The organism is Daejeonella oryzae DSM 19973 (assembly GCF_000422945.1).
Taxonomy (GTDB): Bacteria; Bacteroidota; Bacteroidia; order Sphingobacteriales; family Sphingobacteriaceae; genus Daejeonella; species Daejeonella oryzae.
Map to the genome: position 1 here is coordinate 126,163 of NZ_AUHA01000002.1, position 16,707 is coordinate 142,869.

16 protein-coding genes are annotated in these 16,707 nt (G+C 35.5%); 13 read left to right on the forward strand and 3 right to left on the reverse strand.

The annotated features are described in order from the left end of the window. Positions 1-33 precede the first annotated feature (33 nt). From G521_RS0100675 to G521_RS0100690, 3 genes are all read left to right on the forward strand, one after another. Positions 34-840, forward strand: coding sequence for a hypothetical protein (locus G521_RS0100675; protein ID WP_026896787.1), 807 nt, complete (start codon positions 34-36; stop codon positions 838-840). A 116-nt stretch (positions 841-956) separates the two neighbouring features. After that, complete coding sequence (locus G521_RS0100685) at positions 957-1,523, forward strand: hypothetical protein (RefSeq protein WP_155975626.1); 567 nt, start codon at positions 957-959, stop codon at positions 1,521-1,523. A 46-nt stretch (positions 1,524-1,569) separates the two neighbouring features. Continuing rightward, positions 1,570-3,534: a hypothetical protein gene (locus tag G521_RS0100690; RefSeq protein ID WP_026896789.1), complete on the forward strand. Its 1,965-nt coding sequence runs from the start codon at positions 1,570-1,572 to the stop codon at positions 3,532-3,534. A 118-nt stretch (positions 3,535-3,652) separates the two neighbouring features. Here G521_RS0100690 and G521_RS0100695 read toward each other — a convergent pair whose 3' ends face one another. Together G521_RS0100695 and G521_RS0100700 are read right to left on the reverse strand one after the other, a co-directional pair. After that, positions 3,653-4,285, reverse strand: coding sequence for a helix-turn-helix domain-containing protein (locus G521_RS0100695; RefSeq protein ID WP_026896790.1), 633 nt, complete (start codon positions 4,283-4,285; stop codon positions 3,653-3,655). Positions 4,286-4,503: 218 nt separating this feature from the next. Beyond that, positions 4,504-5,190, reverse strand: coding sequence for a helix-turn-helix domain-containing protein (locus G521_RS0100700; RefSeq protein WP_026896791.1), 687 nt, complete (start codon positions 5,188-5,190; stop codon positions 4,504-4,506). Between the two features lie 325 nt (positions 5,191-5,515). On the opposite strand from G521_RS0100700, the gene G521_RS0100705 reads away from it, so the two are divergent. The 3 genes from G521_RS0100705 (at position 5,516) to G521_RS0100715 (ending at position 7,190) form a co-directional block, all read left to right on the forward strand. Beyond that, entirely contained in the window at positions 5,516-5,746 is a 231-nt protein-coding gene (locus tag G521_RS0100705) for a hypothetical protein (protein ID WP_026896792.1), read from the forward strand. Positions 5,747-6,335: 589 nt separating this feature from the next. Beyond that, positions 6,336-6,824, forward strand: a complete 489-nt coding sequence (locus G521_RS0100710; RefSeq protein WP_026896793.1) for a hypothetical protein — start codon at positions 6,336-6,338, stop codon at positions 6,822-6,824. 90 nt (positions 6,825-6,914) lie between these two features. After that, the gene (locus tag G521_RS0100715) at positions 6,915-7,190 is read left to right on the forward strand and encodes a hypothetical protein (RefSeq protein WP_245580812.1); all 276 of its coding nucleotides are present in this window, start codon (positions 6,915-6,917) and stop codon (positions 7,188-7,190) included. Positions 7,191-7,452: 262 nt separating this feature from the next. Here G521_RS0100715 and G521_RS0100725 read toward each other — a convergent pair whose 3' ends face one another. Continuing rightward, positions 7,453-8,562 (reverse strand): ligand-binding sensor domain-containing protein, encoded by a 1,110-nt coding sequence (locus G521_RS0100725; RefSeq protein ID WP_026896795.1) that lies wholly within the window; start codon positions 8,560-8,562, stop codon positions 7,453-7,455. A gap of 886 nt (positions 8,563-9,448) precedes the next feature. Between G521_RS0100725 and G521_RS16170 the strand changes: the two genes are divergently transcribed. From G521_RS16170 to G521_RS0100760, 7 genes are all read left to right on the forward strand, one after another. After that, on the forward strand, positions 9,449-10,399 hold the full coding sequence (locus G521_RS16170) for a GlxA family transcriptional regulator (RefSeq protein WP_262496275.1): 951 nt from the start codon (positions 9,449-9,451) through the stop codon (positions 10,397-10,399). Between the two features lie 77 nt (positions 10,400-10,476). Next, the gene (locus G521_RS17590) at positions 10,477-11,499 is read left to right on the forward strand and encodes a DJ-1/PfpI family protein (RefSeq protein WP_220096038.1); all 1,023 of its coding nucleotides are present in this window, start codon (positions 10,477-10,479) and stop codon (positions 11,497-11,499) included. Positions 11,500-11,590: 91 nt separating this feature from the next. Next, a complete protein-coding gene (nudK, locus tag G521_RS0100740) occupies positions 11,591-12,169 on the forward strand; it encodes a GDP-mannose pyrophosphatase NudK (protein ID WP_026896796.1) in 579 nt (192 codons plus the stop codon). 4 nt (positions 12,170-12,173) lie between these two features. After that, positions 12,174-12,536: a DUF4406 domain-containing protein gene (locus G521_RS0100745; protein ID WP_026896797.1), complete on the forward strand. Its 363-nt coding sequence runs from the start codon at positions 12,174-12,176 to the stop codon at positions 12,534-12,536. Between the two features lie 202 nt (positions 12,537-12,738). After that, complete coding sequence (locus G521_RS16180) at positions 12,739-14,244, forward strand: serine hydrolase domain-containing protein (protein WP_051189341.1); 1,506 nt, start codon at positions 12,739-12,741, stop codon at positions 14,242-14,244. 193 nt (positions 14,245-14,437) lie between these two features. Then, a complete protein-coding gene (gene bla / locus G521_RS0100755) occupies positions 14,438-15,370 on the forward strand; it encodes a class A beta-lactamase, subclass A2 (protein ID WP_026896798.1) in 933 nt (310 codons plus the stop codon). A gap of 511 nt (positions 15,371-15,881) precedes the next feature. Continuing rightward, positions 15,882-16,703 carry a hypothetical protein gene (locus tag G521_RS0100760; protein WP_026896799.1) on the forward strand — a complete coding sequence of 274 codons (822 nt, stop codon included), beginning with the start codon at positions 15,882-15,884 and terminating at the stop codon, positions 16,701-16,703. Positions 16,704-16,707 lie beyond the last annotated feature (4 nt).

Sequence of the window (16,707 nt, forward strand, 5' to 3'; positions counted from 1 at the left end):
TTTATATCATCTTTAGCTTTTAAATAGATAAACATGTCAGCTGCTTTTACAGTAAACCCCGATTTCGATATTATAAGAAAATATTATTTTACAAATACTGACTCTGAGGAATATTATAATCTCATTGCAGATTTTAAGAGCAGTGGCTCCCGTTATGACTCCCATATAGCCCTAGACCAAACTGAAGAAGAAAAAGATGAGTTTTTAAAGGATTTCACTGCTATCCTCAATAAATATAACCTTGCCACACATTACGAGAACCTACTATATATAAGCTTATACCTTTATGAAAAATATTGGGATGTCTACGCATCATGGCATCAATACTATGATTCTGAAAAGAGAGCTGTTCAATTAGCCAAAGTAGTTCACTTCTTACAGACCATAAGTAATGATAAAACGATTGATATATCCTTTAAAAATGGTAGCAAAAAGGCTAAATTGGATGATAAACATTTGTCTAACTGGATTAAGCAAGTGATTTTAGAAGCCGTAGAGCAAGCTAATTTTCCATTAGTTTTTGGCGATTTTGCACTCAATACCTTAAAAGGTTTGACGCCTAATGAATTTGAAGCTCTAAGTAAACATAAACCCAAAAATCCAAAAGTTGATTTCAACAATGCTGTGGCATTGTTTTGTCTCTCATTATACCGATTTATAAATGCTGAAACAGTTTTAAAAGCCAGTGAAGGTTCAAGATTTTCAGATGCTCAAGTCAATCTCTTTTTCGAAATATGCAGCTTATTTAAAATGCTCTCCTCAGATAACATATCCTCTGATCCAAAAGATTATATGCGAAGTATACTTAATCAGCATATAAATAAAATGATAACAGTCTGATATTCAAGGAAAAATAATTACTTTAAAAACCTCTTCTACATTTTCCCCCTGCCTTTCTTGTTCTCTGCACCTTTGTTTTGTCATCAGCAATTAAGCTTATGATTAAAACAAAGAAAATGAAAAATTCGATTAGTAACATCATTTCACGGTACAATGAACTACAACCAAAGACAGGAAGCAAAATCACTCCAAGAGTAGGATTCTATTTTATCCAAGAAATATTTGAAGACGCTAAATACGTGAATATTCCTAAGGCTAAAGCACTCTGGAAAGAAAACCTAAGTGACAAGTTTAACAAAGGGGCAGAAGTAATTATTCAGCTTACCTCTCTAAAGGAAACGGCACCAGAACCAGCTAATTTTAATCCGGAAGCCTTAATTGATCGAATTGTTCAGGTAACAAACACCTATTGCTCAGAACTTGAGTATAGAGGTAAGGTTTGGCCTATAGTAAAGTGTCAATGGATAATCGACAACTCGCCTGTAGAATTTTCAATCCCAAGTTTCTTGGATTTATTCGATCAAAATACCTCACTTATTGTTTTTTGCGATGCAGAAAATATGGCTATTGGTCAAGATATTATTGAGCAACAGGAGGATGAATATAACAATCTTAACTTCAATGAGGACAATGATGAACAATATACAGGAGAGGATGAAAATCAATATGATCCGAAGTTTTAAATTACTCACGTACAAATAGATATTTTCACTTTTAATATAAAAAACAATGTCCTTAAAATTAGAATTCGATCAGGTTGTGAATGTGCCAAATAATAAGTGGTTCAATGAAATCCCAGGATTTGAAGAAATACCAACTAACACCATTATATATAAAACTAAAACCGGGATAGGCGCAACATTTTCAGAAATTTTATCGAAAAGAAATTCCATAATCATGCTTCCTCACCTCAGTATTATAAAAAACAAACAGAGCAAGTGGGGAAAAAAATACAACACCTTTGCAGTTTATGGAGATGGCCAAGAGACTAAATATAAGGACATTGTTAATTATTTATTATCTGACGTAAAGCATAAAAAATTCTTAACTACACCCCGAGGATTAGATAAAATAAAATTCGCTATAAATCAAATCAGTGAAAAGATTAGCAATGAAGATTTATACTCACAATACTTTTTATTAGTAGATGAGTGCCATAAATGGGTCAAAGATACTGGCTATAGGGATGACATGATACCACCAATAGAGGACTTCTTCCAATTTCAAAAGAAAGCAATGGTGTCAGCTACTGTAATCCCATTAAGTGATTCCCGTTTCAAGATTCAAGAGTTCCGTCATGTACGTCTAAATCCAGTTCACGCTCTTACAAAAGATATAAAATGGTTCAGGGAAGAATTAATTAGTAACCCTTTAAGAAGCGTGAAAGGGAATCAACTAAAGCCGGTTCACCCTTATAAAAAAGATCTGAAAGTGTTTAACGTCAATGGATTAACGAATGGCCTAATAGACTATATTAAAAATAATCCGGTGGATACCTATTGTATCTTCTTTAATTCAATCAAGGGAATCAAAAGCCTTATTTCCGACCTTAAAATTTTGGAGGATTCCAGAATATTTTGTTCCTCAGAAAGTTGCAAGCTTTTGAAATTGGAGCCGATAAAATATAAATGCTCGGATGAATTTAAAAAAGCAGATGCTGGCTTATTAACTAAATACAACTTTTTTACAAGTAGCTTTTATTCGGGTCTGGACATTGATCTATGTTTTAAACCCAATATTATAATCCTTACCGATGCCTGTAATGCAGAATATTCTAAAGTAGACCCATATACTGACGTTCTTCAGATTATAGGACGATTCCGCAATAATATGTACAAGGAAATTGTCCATATATACGATTACACCAAGCTTACTACAACCCTAAGTGAAGAACGATTTCAAAAGCAGATTGACGCTTCTAAGATTTTCTATGAAGCAGTTCTTAATATGAAAGAACTACTAGTTGATCCAGAAATCGAAGATTTTTATTCTGAATATATATCCAGAATTTTCCCACATTCAACCTTTTTAGATCAAAATGGTATCTATTCTTCTTTTAAAGAGGATAATTACCGAGATCACAACAGAGTCCAAACATATTATAGTGAGTTTTACAAGCTGTTTGCTGCCTATAGAAATTCGGGTTTGTACAATCTATCATTTGACAGGGAAATCTACGAGAAAGATCAACTAATTCATCTGAAGCAATTCCCGGGAAAATACTCAACCAAAAATAATTTAATGTTATCAGAGGCCCTTGAAGAGCTAGAATTAATCAAAGGTACTAACGCTTATATTAATTATGTGCAAGGCCTTGATCAAATCTTTCCAATAATTGTTTCAGCTTTTAGAAGACTAGGGTTCGAAAAATTAAAGGAAATAGGTTTTCGTAAAAAAGCAATCATGACACAGATTATATTGCTAGACCGGGATGAAAGAAAAAACTTTATGCCGCTTATTGATCTGGTACTTCTAAATTTCCAGGTAGGACGCTCCTATTCACGGGACTACATTAAAAAGACAATGCAATCTCTATATGATTCATTAGGGATTCTGGATAATGCTAAAGGATCGGATATTAGCGCTTTTTTTGAAACGAAATATCGCAACATGGGGACAAAACACAAGTCTATTACCGGCCTGCTCCTAATCGACATTAGATACAATTTAAAAAATGAATACAAACGAAGGTAGAAAGTGCACAATTTTATAACATATGGTTAAGTTTAATACACTTATTTTAAAATTGTGCACCTGCATCTCTATCAAATAAATGTTACCTTTTAGAATTGGAAAAGGACATTGTTCCGGATTATCCTACAAATAAATGAAGAGTAGGTGAAGGCTTTTCCTCGACATTAAAATTCCAATTTATCCGATCCTGATTTAAAGATCTAACAGTATAGGTTTTATCACAAATAGGCCTCAAAGACTTAACAGTTTCAATAATGAAACCCTTTGAAACAAGTGCCACATATTGTTTATAAACCTGCTGATAACTTAAACCAAGAACATTAGCAAGCCTTTTAGTATCAGACCCATGGCTAAGCGAAGTACATTGAAAGAATTGCCTTAAGCAAAGCAGCATCCCTTTTTGATTTGCTGTTAAATCTTCTACCTCAAAAAATTCAAGCGGAATCTTGCAAGGAGAAGCAACCTCCGCAAAATAGTATTTATTTGAAACTTTAAGTTTACGTGATCTTTCAACTGTTACTAAGCCAGCTGATTCCAACCTCCCAATGGAATTGATTACATACGTTTTTGACATACCTGCTTTTTTTCCAATAGTCTCATGACTTGGAAAACATAATTTATTATCTGAGTTCTTAAAGGATCTTATCGTCACATAGGTTAGAATATCTTTATACTCCAAGCCCTGCTTTTTTAAATTATTAACATGTGGAATTAGAACATATCGTCCACGATTCCATTCTTGCTTATACATAATCATTTAAGCTTCACCAGATTTGGTGAACCTTTTGGTTTTTTTATTCATAATTGAGTTAATCTCGAGTGAGGAAAAAGTTATAAATCATCGAATATTTTCCACAGAAGACTCTAACTATATAGTCAATACGGCAGTTATTAGCGGTGAAACTGTAATGAAAAATTAGCTTCTTTATATAAATAGTTAGAGTAGCCTACAGAAAAAAATAGGAAGGCTTATTCTCTGGAACTGTGATCCATATTTTTAAATATCTGGATAGCCATAGAAACAATTGCCAAACTTTTAGATTGTGTTTCAGAAGCTTTAGCTTTTATAAGATAGGATGAAGAAGTCATCGTATATTTCCAATTGAGCTTATCAGTAAACTTAAAAACCTTACACAAGCTCTTAGTTGATGCATCTTCAATAATCTGATCAGATATATACCCTTTTAAAACAAGCGAGCTAAACTGCTTGTGAATCGTTCTGTAAGTAAGCCCTGAGACAGATGCTATTTCTGATATAGATTCACAACAATCCAATTCTGAATTACAGTATTCCCTCAGTAATAATAACATGCTTTTTTCATTAGCCGTTAAATCATTCGAATGAAATATCTGATAAGGCACCTTCTGGTAAGCTACCACTTCACTAAACATATATGAATGTCTAACACGAACAGTCCCAATTTTCCATACATCTAAAAATCCAGCTTTATCTAATCGTTTTATTGACTCACCCAAAAACTTTTTTGATAGTTGGGCAAGATTGGCAATGGTATTATAACTTGGATAGCAGTATTCATCTTTTGAATTGTAAAATGATCTAATTGTGATGTAGGTAAGAATATCTGTGTACTTTAATTTGTACTCAGAAAGGTTTTTAAAATTTGGCTTTATAACAAAGCGTGCATTGGAGTTCATTAAATTGTAAGAATTATTAATTAAAATGGCTGATCTTGAAAGGAACGAAGAAAGCGCCTATGATAGATGATCTAATTGGGTTATTGGGATAACCTTATTTTTTTAGTATTATAAATATACCGAAAAAAGCCCGCAATTCCTAGGGGATTATGACATAAGTGAATTTTTAAGGAATAGCAAGATTGTTTGACGAAGCTCATTTAAAGAATAAAGTTTGATATCCTAATAATTCAAATTACTAATATTATTAGCATTATTAATGTTATTTTTGAATTCATCTTCCTGGAAGATTTTATAGATTTTATAGCTCAAATAAATCCTTTTTATGCCAATAATTACATTAAAACATGACGGTAAAATATACCAGCGAGAAGTAAATCGAAATTTTAACGGAATCTACATCATGCATTCTAAAGGGATTACATACTGGTTTCGGAAGGATGCAGATTATGTTAAAATTAATAATGGCTGGCATTTAGTCAATGGTACTACATTACCAGATTTTTTGATGGGACTTATTAGTGAAGAGTTAGAGCGTTTGAGTTTTATAGGTTAATAACTAGCCGAAGAAGTTAAAGGGTTTAAAGGACACTAAAATCAGAAAAGGGTATTTATATACCCTCATACAAAACAGTGTCCTAAAAAAGCAGATTAAGTAAGAATGAAAATTCTGAAAGGTCTGCTTTTGTTGTTTTATGGGTTTACTATTTAAAAGCTTATGCTAATAAACCAACTGTAAAAAAAATTATATAAAATTTTTTGCATTCTATGCTCACAGGCCTAGTCATGAATTTCAGCCCCCATCTTATTGTCGATGGAATAAGATTCTAATGTGCGCTTTCCACGAGAAGAGAGCCTAGATTTCTACAAAAGTGTAAGCTTTTAAAAAGTAGGTACAATCGCTTTATCTCATCTATAACCGATGCCTTGCCAAATCTGAAAGCAATATTTCCCAACTGTTTCCCTGACTATTTAAAAGCTAAAACTCCTCGTTTTGCTGCTTTAACCTACTCATTTACAACTTACCACTTATTTCACAAAATCCATAACTAACTACTAAAGTAACATCATTGAAGAATTTGAGGGCCGTTAAGGCCCTTTTTTTATTGCCTCACACTTTTATAAACCCTTTAAAAACAATTTAAATGACTGTAAAAATCCAAGATGAGCGGATTCAGCTCACCCAAGACCTCAAAGCCAGAAACAAGGAAGTTGACAAGGCTTATCAACTTATTATCCAATCTTCCAAATCCTTACTCCTACCCTTTGAAAGTAAAAAGTACCGAACTGCAATTCTAGTTCAACATTCCAAATCTGGGAAAGAAACCAACCTGATAAGTGAGTTTGTCTGTTTCTTTTATAATATAACTCTGGCTACCAACAGAGCAGGATACAGAATGATTTATTTCACTTATGATGAAGAAGCGCTAGCCAAATTTGGACTTCGACTTTACAACCGGGCTATCAGACAGGTTATGAAACATACTGCGTTTGAATCAACTAAAGTTAACATTGAAGATTCTGTAAGAATAAGCCCAGAGCAATCAAGAGTTCAGTCTTTCTTTATAAATAGACTGGCAAATGGAGAGAATGACTTCATTTCGATTGAAGTTGTGGAGAACGTAACACTATAATAATAAGGCTTACCAAAAGGTAAGCCTTTCACATTAAAACCTATTTATAAAATGATATACTTCGAATTCTACAGCCTTATAATCCCTAAAATGGTATTAGAATTTAAATACCCTGGAGGAGTTGAGCAGTTCAAGCTAAGCATACCAAATCACTCATATCTGGAGGATGAACACTTAGCAAGTGCAAGGTTTTTAAAAATATCAGAGATAGATCAATTTCTCGAATTCGTAAGAAAGCAAGGCTTGCACTATGATAAAGAAGAGAATTACTCCAACGATTTTGCTGTGATGAGCTGGATTGGTCCCTGGTGGCCTGCTGATTGGCTACAAACACAGGTTTTCAAGTGTTCTTTGAAAGATGAGTAAATTTAATAAGGCTTACTTTGGTGAGCCTTATTTGATTTATTTATCATCAATTGTCATCCGTAGTAGGGATTCTATTTTACGTATTGGCGACGGTGGGGAATTTGAAAAACGTCAGCTCAACATTCGCACAAATGCCAAATTGAATTACAAATGTTGAGTTTACAACTGTCTGCCCCAGTATTGCCAATAAGATGTTAGCGGTTCGTTGCTTTTGTTCACTTCTGTATGTTGTTGCAAATTTTGGTTGTTAGTTCGTTACAGGCTAGTGTTTATATTCCGAATAAGTAATAAATGTTTTTCCATCGTAAAGGTAGAGACCTGTTTCTCTAGTACCTATCCAAAGATTTCCACTTTTATCTTCCAAAATTGACCAAACCCAAGGAGTGTCCAGTCCATCTTTTGCTGTAAAACGGGTGAACGATTTACCATCGTAACGAGTAAGTCCACCATCTCCGCCAAACCAAATGTTTCCCTTTTTGTCTTCTATTATTTCCATAACCCCGCCGGGTAAGCCATCTTTTTTTGAAAACCTTGTAAATGATTTGCCATCAAACCTGTAGGCTCCACCCCAATTGCTGAGCCAAATATTCCCGTTTCTGTCTTGCAATTGAGGCCAGCCCCAATTATGCGCTTTTGGCTTTGGCCCATCTTGAAATAATTCCTTTGGTTTGAGTTTGGTTACAGATTTACCATCGAATCGGTACACACCTTCGTTGGTTCGTCCTCCAAACCAAATGTTACCTCCTTTATCTTCAAAAATACGTTCCACTTTATCGTTAGGGGTCAAAAAGCCATTTGCGCCCTCATTAATTATAAACGGAGTAAAGGATTTGCCATCGTAGGTATAAACACCATCTATTGTTACAAACCATAGTTTTCCGCTTTTTGCTTGCATGATACTGTATACCCAATGCGATTGATAGTGAGGATTCTTATTGGGAGGCAAGTTTTTTGGTAAAGGAATTTTGATTTCAGTAAATGTTTTAGCACCTGTCCTGAGGGAAGTCGAAGGGTCGTAAAGACAAAGTCCCGCTTCAGTACCTATCCAGATTTTACCATCTTTATCTTCCAAAAGCGAGTAAACACTATTACTATTTAGTCCATGGGCCACTAAAAATTGGGTAAAAGATTTTCCGTCATATTTATAAAGACCGTTTTGTGTGGTGCCGAACCAAATGTTACCGGCTTTGTCCTGCAGACTACATTGAACATTGCCATACCTGGGGTTGCCGATGGTTTTTATAAGTTTTGGATGAGCAACAGCTACTTTATCTTTTGGTAGGTGTTTTTTAGTTTGTCCGTTGCAGGCAGTGACTAAAATTGCTATTATGAGAAAAGCAAAAATTTGCGTTTGTGAGAGATATTTTTTCATTGTTCAAATTTCCATTGAGGTTCTTTATCTATTTGTCAGTTGGGGTGTCGCACTGCAATGACCGCTAACTTGTTTATATACGCTTATCATCAGCTATTTCACGTAAAGTAAGTAAGAAATAACACATTCCCAACCCTCCCCTTACTCTCCTCTGGTGGCTCAAGAAGAGGTAAGTCGAGTTTTGGTCATTTGGTTAGTGCTTGGGCTGCTGTAGTGCTTTTTTTAAAAGGCAATGCGGACTATTCGTTTTTTGGAAAGTCAGTGCTAACATGATCGTTAGACGCAGGAAATAAGGCATTCATCCACTTCTTGCTTATCAACCAGGTCGCCAGATGTCGTTCCGTTAATAAGCTTTGCAAGCACATTAACTCCACTTGCTCCCAACACTCAAGTCTGCACATATTTTTTAAAAGGCTACTACTCTATACCCATCGCTAAAAAAATGTGCAGTCTTACCCTGGCAAGCAATCTGTCATCCTGATTGATTTCAGCAATACGTTACTTCATTGAGAAGCTTCTACATCTTTTAGAGCGTCTCGCTTCGCTCAACCCTCTAAAATCTTTCCGCTCCTCCTGTTTATAGGCTCGCCTGCGGATCGCTCAAGCTGCGCTGTTGACATACTTTTTGAATCGCCATACGCACACCTTTAGTCAAAAAGTTCGCCAACAGCTTGTGTAGTGCAGTGCGTTAGTCTTTTTCCCCTTCCAGATCCTTTCACTCCAAAAAAGACTCACACTTTCTACATAGGTCGCAACTCGCATTATTCTAATGCTCCCATTGCTCCCACTTTCGCTCAACTCGCAGGCAGGCTCGCAAATTCTTTTAATTCGAATTTAAATTTACATTTGCTAAGCCATTAGATTTATTTTAAAGCTTATCAGAAAAATAGTATTCGTTATTCCCCCCAAGGTTCATCTACTGGACCTTATTGGACCGATTCATATATTTTATGAAGCCCGGGAGATGGGTGTCCCGATGGAATTGCATTTTGTTTCTTTAGATGGCAGCACGGAAGTAGAAAGCAGTGCTGGCCTTAGCTTTTGCGAAGTGGTTACTTTCCATCCGTTTGATTTATCCAAAGATGATTTTGTATTCGTACCGGGTCTAGACCTTGGGCTTCTTTCTAATCCTTCTTTCTTTAGAGCGAATAACCTTTTTCTGAATTGGCTGTATGAACAGTATCAAAGTGGAGCTACCATTTGTTCTGTATGTACAGGTGCTTTTTTATTAGCTGAAGCCCAAATTTTGAATGGCAAAAAATGTACAACACATTGGAAATATCTTTCCCTGTTTCGTGAGCGATATCCAGGAGCAGAGCTTTTGGAAAACAGATTGTTTGTAGTTGAGGATCGTTTATATACCAGTGCGGGCGTATCTTCAGGAATTGATCTTGCCCTATTTATTCTTGAACATAAGTTCAGCCTGAAACTAGCGGCAGACGTTGCTAAGGAGGTAGTCGTCTATTTTCGAAGAGGTGAACTTGACCCCCAGTTGAATATTTACCTTCAATACCGAAATCATTTAGAGAATCGCATCCATCAGGTACAGGAATTTCTGGTTAATAACCTTGCTCATCCCTTAAATCTGGAAGAATTAGCTGAGAAAGTGCATATGAGTCCGAGAAATCTAACCCGTTTATTTAAAAAAACGACAGGTATTACCATTGGGAAATACCAAAACCAGCTCCGCTTAGAACAGGCTGCTTCTCTTTTAGGCGCAGGGCAAAAGGTTGAATTAGTTGCACAAGCATGCGGGTTTTCGGGGGCTAATCAGCTACGGGAACTTTTGAAAAGAGAAACAGGAGCTCTCCCCAGTGATTTTTTCCCCTGTAAATAAAGGTCATTGTCTCTTTTTCGGTGTTAGTTGTCCTTTTCTGCTCATTCGAATGCTGTAGATTTAAAAAAATCAAAAAGATGACCAACATACCCTTCTCTTTACCTAATTTTCTTTTTTCAATATTTAGTTTTTATTCATCACACGCGATGAGTAATATTCCACAACACAACCCAAACATTCTGAAAATATGCAATAATAAAAAAACGGCATTATTTTCAGGCATGAAAACGGACACATTGCGTATGGACATTAAAACAATAGCTTTTTATTTGCAGGATGGAGTAGAGGTACTTGACTTTGCAGGTCCAATGGAGGTTTTTTCTTATGCGGGGTATAAAATTTTTACCGTTTCTAAAACAAAGGACTTCATTCTATCGCAGGGAATTTTAAAAATCTTGCCGGATTATGATATATCGGATTCGCCAGGCGCGGATATGGTTGTTTTCTTTGGAGGAAATTCAGATGCATTCCTAGATAAAGAATTGATCAGGTGGGTCAATAGCATGAAGAATGTAAAGTATCATTTTTCGGTCTGTACCGGTGCATTTATGTTAGCAGAATCCGGAGTTCTTGATGGTCTTAAAGCTACTACCTTTCATAGTTCTTTGAATTCCCTTGAAGAAAGATTTCCTAAAATAGAGGTGCTCAGGGATGTGCGGTTTGTTGATAACGGTAAGGTTATCACCACCGCGGGAATTTCAGCTGGAATAGATGGAGCTCTTCATATGGTGGCAAAGTTTCAGGGGCTGAGCCAGGCAAGACGTGTGGCATATCTTATGGAGTACGACAGCTGGATTCCCGGCAACGGAATTGTTGTGGGTGACAATCCTTATCTGAACGTTAGAAAAGAAAATGATTTTCAAGAGTATTGGGGAAGTTACCAGGTATTGAACGATAAGAATCTGTTTATTGAAAAAGGAATAAAAGGAGGAGAACTAACGGCAGTGGTAAATAGTAAGAAAATGCCCCTCTTTTATGTTAAAAAAGATAAATTTTTTACTGGCGATGGGAAACCTGTTTTATTCAAGCGGGATAGTATTCATAAAATTATCGGATACACCTTGAATGAAAAAGGAATTCTTTTTCGGAAGGAAGATTAATCATGGTTTTAACTGTACAGTTAAAGGAAATATGTACGCATCTGGTGTGCAAATACACTAGTTAGTGACAATTTAACAAGACAACCTGCAAATGATAGACAACCTAAAAATATTAGACACCAAAGTTCTTTCCGACAATTGGTATGTACTTAAAAAAATTACTTACGAATATTCAAAAAAGGATGGGACAAAACTGACCCAAAGCAGAGAAGCCTATGACAGAGGAAATGGTGCGACAATTTTACTTTACAACAAAGAACAAAAAACTGTAATTCTCACAAGACAATTTAGGCTTCCTACATTCGTAAACGGGAATGAAACAGGAATGTTAATTGAAGCTTGTGCAGGACTTTTAGACAAAGACAATGCGGAAGTTTGCATAAGACGAGAAACCGAGGAAGAAACGGGCTACAAAATTACAGATGTACGGAAAATATTTGAAGCCTATATGTCTCCAGGTTCGGTAACAGAAATCTTATACTTCTTCATTGCAGAATACTCAAAAGAAATGAAAGTAAGCGAAGGTGGTGGTGTAGAGCACGAAGAAGAAAATATAGAAGTTTTGGAGTTTGACATTGAAAAAGCAATGAAAATGATAGAAAGTGGAGAAATAAAAGATGGTAAAACAATTATGCTTCTTCAATACATAAAACTTAACAACATACTTTAAATTTATGATGATTCTTATTGCAGGTCCTTATCGGGGAGGAACAAATGACGACCCAATTTTAATAAAAAAGAATTTAGATAAGCTAGAATCGGTTGCTTTACCATTATTTCGTAAAGGACATATTCCTATGATTGGAGAATGGGTTGCTTTACCATTAATGCACTTAGCTGGTTCAAAAGAAATTGGCGATAGTATTTGGGACGAAATACAGTATCCTGTTGCACATCGACTTCTTGAAAAGTGTGACGCAGTTCTCCGCCTTGAAGGAGCGTCAAAAGGAGCAGACAATGACGTAAAAATCGCAAGAGAAAGAGGACTGAAAATTTATTACAGCTTGGACGAAATTCCAGATTTGACACAAAAATAAACTGCCACTAACACGGTTTGGCAATATGGCGGATGAAATGCTTCTATGAAACATTTCTGCAAGGTTCAACAGGAGTTATTCTATTGAACTTTTGTGCTAAATTCCGCCACATCGCCAAGCCTTAACGTTATGCGGCAGTTCAAAGTAGACTGACTGTAGTTAGAAGACAAGGAATTAATTTTTAAAAGCTAATAATCAAAGCATGAAACAATTACTAATAACTTTTTTTGTTATTTTATTTGTTGACTATTCACAAGCTCAAACTGATGACCGATTAGAAGGAATAGAATCCTTATTAGAAAAAGTACTTGAAGCTACAAACACACCAGGGTGTGCTATTGCGATTGTTGAGGGTGAAAGAATACTATATACAAATGGAATAGGGTTTAGGGATTTTGAAAACAGATTAAGAGTAGATTCAAATACATTATTTCCAATAGGTTCAACAACTAAAGCATTTACGGCAGCATTATTAAGTATTTATCAGGAACAGAAAATGTTATCATTTGGTGAGAGCCCCTTAAAGTATGTTCCTAATTTAAAATTCTTTAATGATGATTTAAATTCGAATCTTACCATTCAAGATTTGTTGAGTATGCGATCAGGCCTTGCTCTTCATGATGCGGCATGGTCAGGTCTACCATTAGATGATAAAAATCAGTTAATTCAAAGAATCGAATTTCTTGAGCCAACCAATAAACTAAGAGAAAAATGGAATTACAGCAACTGGTCTTATTTCATCGCAGGTATGATAGGAGAGAATCTCACGAAAAATTCTTGGGAGAAGAATGTTGAAGAGCATTTATTCAAGCCTCTACAGATGCATGCCTCTAATTTTGGTGTAAAAGGTTTGCTAAACAATCAAAATACCTCATTAGGTTATCAAATTTTAGGCGATAAACCAAAACTAATTGAATACCGTGATTTGGGTGCTATGAAGCCTGCCGGAGCCATTAACAGCAATGCAACTGATATGGCCAAATGGGTTTTGACCTGGCTTAATAAAGGGAGATTTAACGCCCAGGATATATTAACAAAAGATTATGTAAGTGAAGCAATTTATCCGCAAGCGGTAATGCCAACTGGATATTTGCCCGATGAAGAGTTTAATGGCATCTATTCAGCGAATTATGGTTATGGCTGGATAGTTACAAATTATCAAGGCCACTACAGAGTAGAACATGGCGGTAGTATAGATGGATTCCGCTCCACTGTTGCTTTCTTCCCCAATGAGAAAATTGGAATTGTGGTTTTAACTAACCAATCAGATTATGAACCAGCCTTAATTATCCGAAATATCCTGGCAGATAGAATGTTAAGATTAAAGGAAAGAAAGTGGCTCGAAGAATATCAACAGAGGTTAGAACCAATCAAAAGTGTCGGTACAGTTTCCAATAAATCCCCTAATGCTAAAACTAAATCTACCATCACTAAATTGCCTTATGATATTTCTGGGAAGTATTTAAATGGCGGATACGGCCAGATTGAGATCTTTACTGAAGGAAAAACTTATTATACAACCTTCAGAAACCGAAAACTTAGAATAATTCATAAAGAAAATGATGTTTTTCATGCAGTTAGGGTTGATTCTCCCGACCGCATGGGTATGCCACCATTAAAGTTTAAACAAGATAAAGACGGATTGAATAAATGGCTATTTGTAAAATTTGAGAGCGAATTAGATCCTATTCAGTTTGTTCGACAATAAAACCATTAAATCTATAATTCGCAATTTAAGATAGCCGCCCATAACACGCGTTTGTCAAAAAAGTGGTTACAGTGCTTAGATGAAACTTTGTGATTCGTATCAAGGTCATTGCTGGCAGACAGTGGATTGCTTCGAAATCCACTTCTTCGCCAAGCGCCAAACCTTTAGCTACTATTTTAATAATTAAATATTCATGAGACTACTTTATTACGCTTTCCTACTTCTACCTGCCTTTTACTTTGGACAAGTAACCAGTAAAACCGAGAATAGGATTTCGGCCCAAACGTCGGATTCTCTGCGAGAGAAAATACAACAAATAATTTCGACAAGTAAAGCAACTATTGGGGTTTCGATTATTGGCCGTAATAAGGAAGACTCTATATCTATTAATGGAGAAAGGCGCTTTCCGATGCAAAGTGTCTTTAAATTTCATATTGCCTTAGCCATCTTATCCCAAGTTGATAAAGGAAAGTTGTCGCTTGACCAAAAAATAAAAATAGAGAAAAAAAACCTTTTGCCGGGACTTCATAGTCCCCTCCGGGAAAAATATCCGAATGGCGCAACGTTGCCACTAGCTGAAATTATTAGTTATACGGTTTCCAACAGCGATAATGTAGGGTGTGATGCGCTGTTAAGGCTACTTGGTGGACCTGAGGCAGTTGAGAAGTACTTTCTAAGAAAGGGTTTTAATGACATTTCAATTAAAATCAACGAAGAAGTAATGCAGAATAATTGGGAGTTACAATTTCAAAACTGGACGACCCCAAAAGGTGCCAACAAAGTTTTAGAAGCCTATTATCACAACAAGAAAAAACTACTTTCGCCAAAAAGCTACGACTTTGTCTGGAAAGAGATGAGAGAAAACGAATCGGGCAAAAACAGATTGAAAGGAAAATTACCTCAGGGTACTGTTGTTGCTCACAAAACAGGCTCGTCCGGAAAAAATAAAACAACAGGGATAACAGCAGCGGTCAACGATATTGGAATTGTTTTTTTACCTGAGGGAGAATACTTTTTTATCAGTGTTTTTGTATCCAACTCAAAGGAAGATTTCGATACGAACGAAAGAATCATTACTGATATTTCTAAAGCAGCGTGGGACTATTTTAATACACGCATTAATTAAAACTGCCACCAACATTGTGTAAACGGCAACGTCGGCCGACGGCATTGAAGACTTTACGAGAAATATGATTAGTCGAAGTGCATTCTTTACAAGGCTAAACAGTGCAGTTAACTTTTTAAATAAATAGTAAATGACAGATTTTCAAGCAAGCGCACATTTTTTTATCCAAGAATATTGCATTAAGGCCTGTTAAAAAAATGTGCAGATAATTCATAGGTCGCAACCCGCATTATTTCATAATGCTCCCATTGCTTCCACCTGACCTCAACTCGCAAGCTGGCTCGCTAATAAAGGTTACGTTTACTATCAAATTCAAATTTTGCAAAGCTTTACGCTTCTGGGACTCAAACTCCATTCGCATGGCTGGTTCACGGTTAAGTATTGCCAGTTGCAAGTTTGGAAGATGTAATTACCTTTATTCGAAAGAACTAGAAGCTTAAGAAAAATTTAATAACAATCAATTGGAGGCTCAATATGCCTCTTTAGCGCTAAAATCAATCGTTTAAAATATATGACTCCAAACTACCTGAAAAAACATATTGAGTCACTCTTTAGCGAGATGACACATTTAACAGCAAATCTTAACGTATTGGAGACATTTATTGTAGAAAGAGGCACGCAGTTAAATACAAACTTTCCATTCCCCGATTATGAAATTATTTCAATGATGTCTACCTACAGGGATTTGTCACAATTACAGGGGGGTAATAATCTGTATAACACAAACGTAAGTTATTCATTATCAACTAACAATATAAATTCGGAAGTTGATAGGCTTAATAGTTATTTAGCATGCTTAACAGTAACACAATCCTTTGAAGTTTTTGAATCCTATTTGAAAAATATTCTCACTGAGATAATTTTCAATAATAAGGCATTGCTTGTAATATTAAATTTAAATATTGACCAAAATGATTTTAATGGGATTAGAGAAAAGATTTTCTTGCTTCAAGGGAAAAGCAATAAAGGATTTATAAAGGCATTAAGAAAGATTTCGCCTTTTTTTACTAATCATGAAATAAATAACATTTGGCAACGAAATATGAGCCATTGGTTTGAACTTATTGCTAAGGTAAGGGATCTAGTAGTTCATTCAAGATTAATAATTAATCCGCAGTTTTCTAATTATATACAGGAGCCACATAGGTTAAAGCTTTTCAATCTACATTTTACAATTACGGAACAGAATGGCACTAAAAAACTTAGTTTAACTGCGTATCAAGCTAATGCTATAATCAGTTACTTGTTTGAATATGCTCATTTAATTTATAAAGGACTATCTCAAGACTTTAATTTAGGTTTAAATTCACCATTTAAATCCGTTGAACTTTAATTAT

What these genes read in the sequence shown, in the direction of transcription:
- G521_RS0100675 (WP_026896787.1), top strand. Translation starts at nt 34, where the DNA reads ATGTCAGCTGCTTTTACAGTAAACCCCGATTTCGATATTATAAGAAAA.
- G521_RS0100685 (WP_155975626.1), top strand. Translation starts at nt 957, where the DNA reads ATGAAAAATTCGATTAGTAACATCATTTCACGGTACAATGAACTACAA.
- G521_RS0100690 (WP_026896789.1), top strand. Translation starts at nt 1,570, where the DNA reads ATGTCCTTAAAATTAGAATTCGATCAGGTTGTGAATGTGCCAAATAAT.
- G521_RS0100695 (WP_026896790.1), bottom strand. Translation starts at nt 4,285, where the DNA reads ATGTATAAGCAAGAATGGAATCGTGGACGATATGTTCTAATTCCACAT.
- G521_RS0100700 (WP_026896791.1), bottom strand. Translation starts at nt 5,190, where the DNA reads ATGAACTCCAATGCACGCTTTGTTATAAAGCCAAATTTTAAAAACCTT.
- G521_RS0100705 (WP_026896792.1), top strand. Translation starts at nt 5,516, where the DNA reads ATGCCAATAATTACATTAAAACATGACGGTAAAATATACCAGCGAGAA.
- G521_RS0100710 (WP_026896793.1), top strand. Translation starts at nt 6,336, where the DNA reads ATGACTGTAAAAATCCAAGATGAGCGGATTCAGCTCACCCAAGACCTC.
- G521_RS0100715 (WP_245580812.1), top strand. Translation starts at nt 6,915, where the DNA reads ATGGTATTAGAATTTAAATACCCTGGAGGAGTTGAGCAGTTCAAGCTA.
- G521_RS0100725 (WP_026896795.1), bottom strand. Translation starts at nt 8,562, where the DNA reads ATGAAAAAATATCTCTCACAAACGCAAATTTTTGCTTTTCTCATAATA.
- G521_RS17590 (WP_220096038.1), top strand. Translation starts at nt 10,477, where the DNA reads ATGACCAACATACCCTTCTCTTTACCTAATTTTCTTTTTTCAATATTT.
- nudK (WP_026896796.1), top strand. Translation starts at nt 11,591, where the DNA reads ATGATAGACAACCTAAAAATATTAGACACCAAAGTTCTTTCCGACAAT.
- G521_RS0100745 (WP_026896797.1), top strand. Translation starts at nt 12,174, where the DNA reads ATGATGATTCTTATTGCAGGTCCTTATCGGGGAGGAACAAATGACGAC.
- G521_RS16180 (WP_051189341.1), top strand. Translation starts at nt 12,739, where the DNA reads ATGAAACAATTACTAATAACTTTTTTTGTTATTTTATTTGTTGACTAT.
- bla (WP_026896798.1), top strand. Translation starts at nt 14,438, where the DNA reads ATGAGACTACTTTATTACGCTTTCCTACTTCTACCTGCCTTTTACTTT.
- G521_RS0100760 (WP_026896799.1), top strand. Translation starts at nt 15,882, where the DNA reads ATGACTCCAAACTACCTGAAAAAACATATTGAGTCACTCTTTAGCGAG.